The organism is Alkalibacterium kapii, from assembly GCF_007988865.1.
Lineage (GTDB): Bacteria > Bacillota > Bacilli > Lactobacillales > Carnobacteriaceae_A > Alkalibacterium > Alkalibacterium kapii.
In genome coordinates, this window is record NZ_BJUY01000014.1 from 39,244 (window position 1) to 46,386 (window position 7,143).

The 7,143-nt window shown below is 40.8% G+C and carries 4 protein-coding genes; 3 read left to right on the forward strand and 1 reads right to left on the reverse strand.

The genetic code is table 11. The annotated features are described in order from the left end of the window. Nucleotides 1-31 precede the first annotated feature (31 nt). Nucleotides 32-2,629: a bifunctional acetaldehyde-CoA/alcohol dehydrogenase gene (adhE, locus tag AKA01nite_RS06090; RefSeq protein WP_146924432.1), complete on the reverse strand. Its 2,598-nt coding sequence runs from the start codon at nt 2,627-2,629 to the stop codon at nt 32-34. A 343-nt stretch (nt 2,630-2,972) separates the two neighbouring features. Here adhE and pflB point away from each other — a divergent pair, with 343 nt between their 5' ends. From pflB to AKA01nite_RS06105, 3 genes are all read left to right on the forward strand, one after another. Next, nucleotides 2,973-5,234 (forward strand): formate C-acetyltransferase, encoded by a 2,262-nt coding sequence (pflB, locus tag AKA01nite_RS06095; protein WP_146924433.1) that lies wholly within the window; start codon nt 2,973-2,975, stop codon nt 5,232-5,234. 30 nt (nt 5,235-5,264) lie between these two features. After that, entirely contained in the window at nt 5,265-6,014 is a 750-nt protein-coding gene (gene pflA / locus AKA01nite_RS06100) for a pyruvate formate-lyase-activating protein (protein WP_146924434.1), read from the forward strand. Nucleotides 6,015-6,162: 148 nt separating this feature from the next. Then, nucleotides 6,163-7,089 (forward strand): manganese-dependent inorganic pyrophosphatase, encoded by a 927-nt coding sequence (locus tag AKA01nite_RS06105; protein ID WP_146924435.1) that lies wholly within the window; start codon nt 6,163-6,165, stop codon nt 7,087-7,089. Nucleotides 7,090-7,143 lie beyond the last annotated feature (54 nt).

A 7,143-nucleotide genomic window follows, 5' to 3' on the forward strand; every position in this document is an offset into this window, starting at 1 on the left:
ACCACGCTCGGTCTCACCCTTTTAAATAATATTATCCTTTGTAAGCATTCCGATAGACCTGTGCAAGTTCTTTTACCAGAGGTAGTTTAGGATTGGCAGTTGTACATTGATCTTCAAATGCACGCTCAGCTAAATCATCAACAATATCTTCAAATTCTTTCTTATCTACACCGTTTTCTCTAATACTCATTTGAATATTCATTTCTTTTGCCAGGTCGTAAATGGCTTTAATTAAGCTTTCAACACCTTGCTCGGTTGTTTCAGCAGGCAATTGTAACGCTTTGGCAATCTCTGCATAGCGTTTATCCGCAATGAAATGTTCGTATTTAGGAAACGCCACAAATTTTGTTGGTTTCTTAGCATTGTATCTTATAACATGTGGTAACAGAATAGCGTTGGAACGGCCATGAGCGATGTGGAACTGGGCACCCAATTTGTGAGCCAGACTATGATTTATTCCCAAGAAAGCATTAGCGAATGCCATACCGGCCATTGTCGAAGCATTATGCATTTTTTCTCTTGCTGTTTCATCTGCGCCGTTTTTATAAGCAGTAGGCAGATATTCAAAGACCAGTTGAATCGCCTTGATTGCCAGTCCATCTGTATAGTCGTTAGCCATGTTTGAAACGTAGGCTTCTATCGCATGTGTCAAAACGTCCATGCCTGTATCTGCTGTAACAGCTGGCGGGACAGTCATTACAAATTGAGGATCGATGATCGCAACGTCTGGAGTCAGTTCATAGTCTGCTAACGGATACTTCGTTGATGTTTCATTGTCAGTAATAACAGAGAATGATGTGACTTCAGATCCAGTTCCTGAAGTTGTCGGTATAGCAACGAATTGCGACTTGCCGCCAAGTTTAGGGAATTTGTATACACGTTTTCTAATATCAAGAAACTTCTGTTTGATACCATTGAAGTCTGTTTCAGGCTGTTCATAGAATAACCACATGCCCTTAGCAGCATCCATTGGCGAGCCGCCGCCCAAAGCAATAATTACGTCCGGTTGAAATTCTGCCATTGCCTGAGCACCTTTCATTACTGTTTCTTTGGAAGGATCAGGTTCAACATCAGAGAAGATTTTACAGTGTACATAGTCCGGGCGATTTCTCAGGTGGTAGAGGACACGGTCTACATATCCTAATTCTACCATCATTGGGTCCGTCACAATAAATGCTTTTTTGATGTCTGGCATTTTAGCAAGGTACTGGACAGAGTTACGCTCAAAATAAATTTTCGGTGGAACTTTGAACCACTGCATATTGTTGGCGCGTTTTGCACGTTTTTTAACGTTGATAAGATGCATAGTACTGACGTTTGATGACACTGAATTACCTCCGTATGAACCACAGCCTAATGTAAGAGAAGGGATATAAGCGTTGTAAATGTCACCAATTGCTCCTTGACTGGAGGGTGCATTAACGATCAATCGTCCAGCTTTCATATGACGGTCGAACTCCTGAATGACTTCATCATTATGAGAGTGGATAACAGCAGAGTGTCCCAGGCCACCAAAGGCCAGCATTTCTTCTGCCCGTTTGATTCCTTCATCAGAGCTGTTAACTTTATAAGACGCCAGAACTGGACTGAGTTTTTCTCTGGACAATGGATACTTTTTACCGACGCCAGCGTACTCGGCGATCAGGATCTTGGTATCTTTGGGTACTTTGACACCAGCCATATCGGCGATCTGATAAGCAGAACGTCCAACGATTTCAGCATTCAACTGTCCTTCTTCAGATACCATCAATTTTTCTACTTTCAAACGCTCTTCGTTAGTTAAGTAATGACACCCGTTATCAGTCATTTCTTTTTTAACGTCATTATAAATTTCTTTGTCTACGATCACTGCCTGCTCAGACGCACAGATCATGCCGTTATCAAAGGTTTTTGAAAGAATCAAATCTGTCGTCGCACGTTTAACATGTGCAGTTTTCTCAATATAACAAGGGACATTACCTGCGCCTACGCCTAGAGCTGGTTTACCAGAACTGTAAGCTGATTTAACCATGCCTGGACCACCGGTAGCTAAAATCGTTGCAACATTGTCGTGCTTCATCAATGCCTGAGTCGCTTCTAGAGAAGGCTTTTCGATCCACTGAATACAATGCTCTGGTGCACCGGCTTTGACAGCTGCCTCATATATTGCCTTAGCAGCAGCAGCACTGGATTTTTGTGCTGAAGGATGGAAGGCAAAGATGATCGGGTTTCCTGTTTTAATTGAAATGATCGATTTGAATATTGTGGTCGATGTAGGGTTGGTAACAGGAGTCACGCCTGCTACAACACCGATGGGTTCAGCTATTTCTACTGTCCCTTCATGAACATTCTCATTGATCACGCCGATTGTTTTATTCGCTTTTATACTGTGATAGACGTATTCAGAAGCAAAGAGGTTCTTAATGATCTTGTCTTCATAGATACCTCGTCCTGTTTCTTCCACAGCCATTTTCGCCAGGGTCATATGATTATCCAAACCTGCCAGCGCCATTTGTTTGACGATTTCATCAATCTTGTTTTGATCAAGTTCACGTATTTCATCCAATGCCTTGTGAGCTTTCGTGACTAATTGATCGATCGTATCCTGCACTTTTGCTTCTTTCTTGTTTTTATCTAAGACCTTTACCATAATTTTCTCCTCCTATTATTAGTGAAGTAATGAGCAATTTAACTTAAAAATTTAATCTTTTTCATGGTTCACGGGGAATTTTGAAAAAGACATTCAACAATGTGATAAGAGGATAGCTCTTATCCATTGCTTGCTACAGTTATAGAATAACATAGTGAAATCGTTCACATAAACTTAAATTATGTCTAATTTGTGACACTTTTAACAAACTTTCAAAAAGAAACTTTTTTAGTGAAACTGTCAAAGAATGTTCACTCTTTAACTTGTTAAAAGTGAGTGAATGTGATAATATGAACTTGTCGAAAAGTGTTAAAAATAAATGAAGCGCAAAGGAGAATATATTATGGAAAAACAACGTGCAGAAGAGCTTTCTTTAGATTCCATCTGGTCTGATTTCTCAGGTAAATTATGGAAAGAAGAAATCAACGTCAGAAACTTTATTCAAACCAATTACGTTCCTTATGATGGAGACGAAGCCTTTTTAGAAGGGCCAACGAAAGAAACAGAGGCCTTATGGTCACAAGTCATGGATCTTAATAAAAAAGAACGCGAAGCAGGCGGCGTTTTAGATATGGATACAGATGTCGTTTCAACGATCACATCTCATGGACCAGGATATCTTTCTAAAGATATCGAGAAAGTGGTTGGTTTCCAGACAGACAAACCTTTCAAGCGTTCTCTGCAGCCGTTTGGTGGCATAAGAATGAGTGAACAGTCAGCTGAGTCTTACGGATTTGAAATCGATCCATTCTTATCTCATGTATTCAGAGATTGGAGAAAAACGCACAATCAGGGGGTTTTTGATGCATATACACCAGAAATGCGTCAGGCTCGCCGTACAGGTATCATCACTGGACTTCCTGATGCATATGGTCGTGGACGAATCATTGGGGACTACCGTCGTGTAGCGTTGTATGGTGTGGATCGTCTTATCGAAGAAAAACTTTCCGATAAAGCAGATTCAGAAACTGCCATGATGAACGATTATACAATCAGAAAGCGTGAAGAATTAAGCGATCAGCTGAAAGCTCTTCATGAACTTAAAGAGCTTGGTAATATTTACGGCTTTGATCTTTCACGTCCAGCAAAAAACGCTACAGAAGCCTTCCAATGGTTATATCTTGGCTACCTTGCTGCTGTTAAAGAACAAAATGGCGCTGCGATGTCTCTTGGCCGTACATCCACATTCCTGGATATTTTTATTGAAAGAGACCTCAAAAACGGCACGATGACAGAGAAAGAAGCACAGGAATTAGTGGATCACTTTGTCATGAAACTGCGTTTAGTTAAATTTGCCCGTACACCAGAATACAATGAATTATTCTCTGGTGATCCGACATGGGTCACTGAAGTTATCGGTGGTGTTGGCTTGGACGGCCGTCATATGGTCACTAAAAACAGCTTCCGTTTCTTGAATACTTTAACAAACCTGGGGCCTGCTCCTGAGCCAAACTTGACTGTTCTATGGTCGACAAAACTTCCACAGACATTCAAAAATTACTGTTCACGTGTATCTATCGAAAGTAGTGCCATTCAGTACGAAAACGATGATATCATGCGCGAAGAGTGGGGCGACGATTACGGCATAGCTTGTTGTGTTTCAGCAATGCCGATCGGTAAGCAAATGCAGTTCTTTGGTGCACGTGCGAACTTGGCGAAAGCTTTACTTTATGCTATCAACGGTGGTGTGGATGAAAAGACTAAGGCACAGGTGGGGCCTCGTTTCCGTCCGATCACATCCGAATATTTAGACTATGATGAAGTAATGGAAAAATATGATGATATCCTTGACTGGTTAGCTAAAATGTATATCAATACTTTGAACATCATCCATTACATGCATGATAAATACAGCTATGAAAGTGTAGAAATGGCATTGCATGATTCAGATGTTGCCAGAACTATGGCCACAGGTATTGCCGGATTCTCTGTTGCGGTCGATTCCTTGTCAGCAATCAAACATGCTAAAGTGAAAGTGATCCGTGATGAAGATGGTCTGGCCGTTGATTACGAAATCGAAGGCGACTATCCTAAATACGGTAATGATGATGACAAAGTAGACAGCATTGCTGTAGAACTGCTCAAAACATTTATGAAAAAAGTGAGAAATCACCCAACTTACCGTGATGCTACACATACAACATCGATCTTGACCATCACATCAAACGTTGTTTATGGTAAGAAGACAGGTAATACACCGGACGGACGTCGTGCCGGCGTACCATTTGCACCCGGAGCCAACCCGCTTCACGGAAGAGATACTAATGGAGCCTTGGCAAGTTTGAACTCTGTTGCCAAACTTCCGTACAAAGAATCATTGGATGGTATTTCCAATACCTTCTCAATCGTACCGAAAGCTCTAGGTAAAGAAGACAGTGTCCAGCAAAACAACCTGTCCACAATGCTTGATGGGTATGTCAAAACAGGCGGACACCACTTGAACGTCAATGCTCTGAACCGTGAAACACTTGTGGATGCTATGGAACATCCAGAAGAATATCCGCAGCTTACGATTCGTGTTTCCGGTTATGCCGTCAACTTCATTAAATTGACGAAAGAACAGCAAATGGATGTACTGAGCCGTACATTCCACGACTCTATGTAAAAAGATTTAAATTTAACAGGGGGAAATATAATGACAGAACAAACACTAGGTTATGTCCATTCGACAGAGAGCTTCGGCTCTGTCGATGGTCCGGGAATCCGCTTCGTCGTTTTTATGCAGGGGTGTCGCATGCGTTGTGAATTCTGTCATAACCCTGACACTTGGAATATGGGTGGCGGGACACCTTTTACTCCGCAGGAACTTCTTGATAAGGCCTTGAGATACAGAAATTACTGGGGAGAAGAAGGAGGCATCACGGTCAGTGGTGGGGAACCGCTTATTCAGATCGACTTTCTGATTGAATTTTTCAAATTGGCTAAAGCTAAAGGTGTGAACGTTTCACTCGATACGTGTGGGCAACCTTTTACGTATGATGAACCTTTTTTCAGTCGCTTCGAAGAACTGATCAGTTATACTGATTTAGTTCTGATGGATATAAAACATATCGATAATGAATTCCATAAAAAATATACAATGCACGGTAATACAAGTATATTGGAGATGGCCAAATACCTCTCGAAAGAGAATATCCCGATGTGGCTGAGACATGTGCTTGTTCCGGAACGTTCCGACTATGATGAAGATTTAGAGCGTTTGAGCGCATTTATCGATCAACTTGACAGTGTTGTAAAGGTGGAAGTACTGCCTTATCATCGTCTTGGGGTCTACAAGTACGAAGAGCTGGGTATCCCTTATAAATTAAAAGATATCGATCCACCAACAGCAGAACGCGTTGAGAATGCCAATCGGATTTTGAAAACATATAAATACCAAGTATAGTAAATAGTGCTAAAAACTATGTCGACTACACTAGAAATGAGTGATTGCCTCATTCGTTTTTCGGTCGATATAGTTTTTTCATTTATTGAAATTTAATCCATTTTACTATATTCTAATAGAAGAGAATGCAATTAAAAGGAGAATGACAGTGAATAAAATATTGATTTTTGGACATCGAAGTCCAGACACAGATGCTATCACCTCTGCAATAACCTTTTCATATTTACAAAATGAATTAGGAAAAGACACAGAAGCTGTGGCTTTGGGTAAGCCCACGGATGAAACACAGTTTGCTTTAAATTATTTTGATACCAAAACACCTAGAGTCATCACAACTGCTGCACAGGAAACACAGGAAGTTATGCTGGTGGATCATAATGAAAGTCAGCAAAGTGTCCCTGATATCAATAAAGTAAAAGTTTTAGCCGTTGTTGACCATCACCGGATTGCTAATTTCCAGACAGATAATCCTTTATTTTACCGGGCTGAACCTGTAGGCTGTACAAATACGATTATCTTCAAGTTATATAAGGAAAATAATGTGGAGATCCCTAAGCATATTGCAGGTCTGATGCTTTCCGCTATCATTTCTGATACACTTCTTCTAAAATCGCCAACCTGTACTGAAGAAGACGTAAAAGCTGCAGAAGAATTAGCAGAAATTGCCGGTGTCGAAATGGAAACTTACGGTAAAGAACTGCTTAAAGCCGGAACAGACACCTCCAATAAAAATGCCAGTATGATTCTCAATGATGATGCGAAAAACTTTCCAATGGGTGATCTGACTGTCCGCATTGGCCAGGTCAATGTGGTAGAGGTAAATGATATCCTTGACCGCAAGCAGGAATTACTTGATGAAATGGCTAAAGAAAGCGATGAGAATGCTATTGATTTATTTATTTTGCTTGTGACAGATGTCTTGAATAGTGATTCTATTGCCATTATTTACGGAGAAGAACAAGCACATGTTTCCAAGGCCTTCAATAAAGAGATCAAAGCGTCTACTATAGAACTTGATGGAGTCGTATCACGGAAAAAACAAGTGGTTCCTCCATTGTCAGCCCAGTTCAATTAATTAAAACGATCAAAAAGCGGACGAACCTTCTCGGGTTCATCCGTTTTTTTCTTT

Bases quoted from the DNA above. Each gene is read 5' to 3' on its own strand.
- adhE (WP_146924432.1), bottom strand. From the start codon at position 2,629: ATGGTAAAGGTCTTAGATAAAAACAAGAAAGAAGCAAAAGTGCAGGAT.
- pflB (WP_146924433.1), top strand. From the start codon at position 2,973: ATGGAAAAACAACGTGCAGAAGAGCTTTCTTTAGATTCCATCTGGTCT.
- pflA (WP_146924434.1), top strand. From the start codon at position 5,265: ATGACAGAACAAACACTAGGTTATGTCCATTCGACAGAGAGCTTCGGC.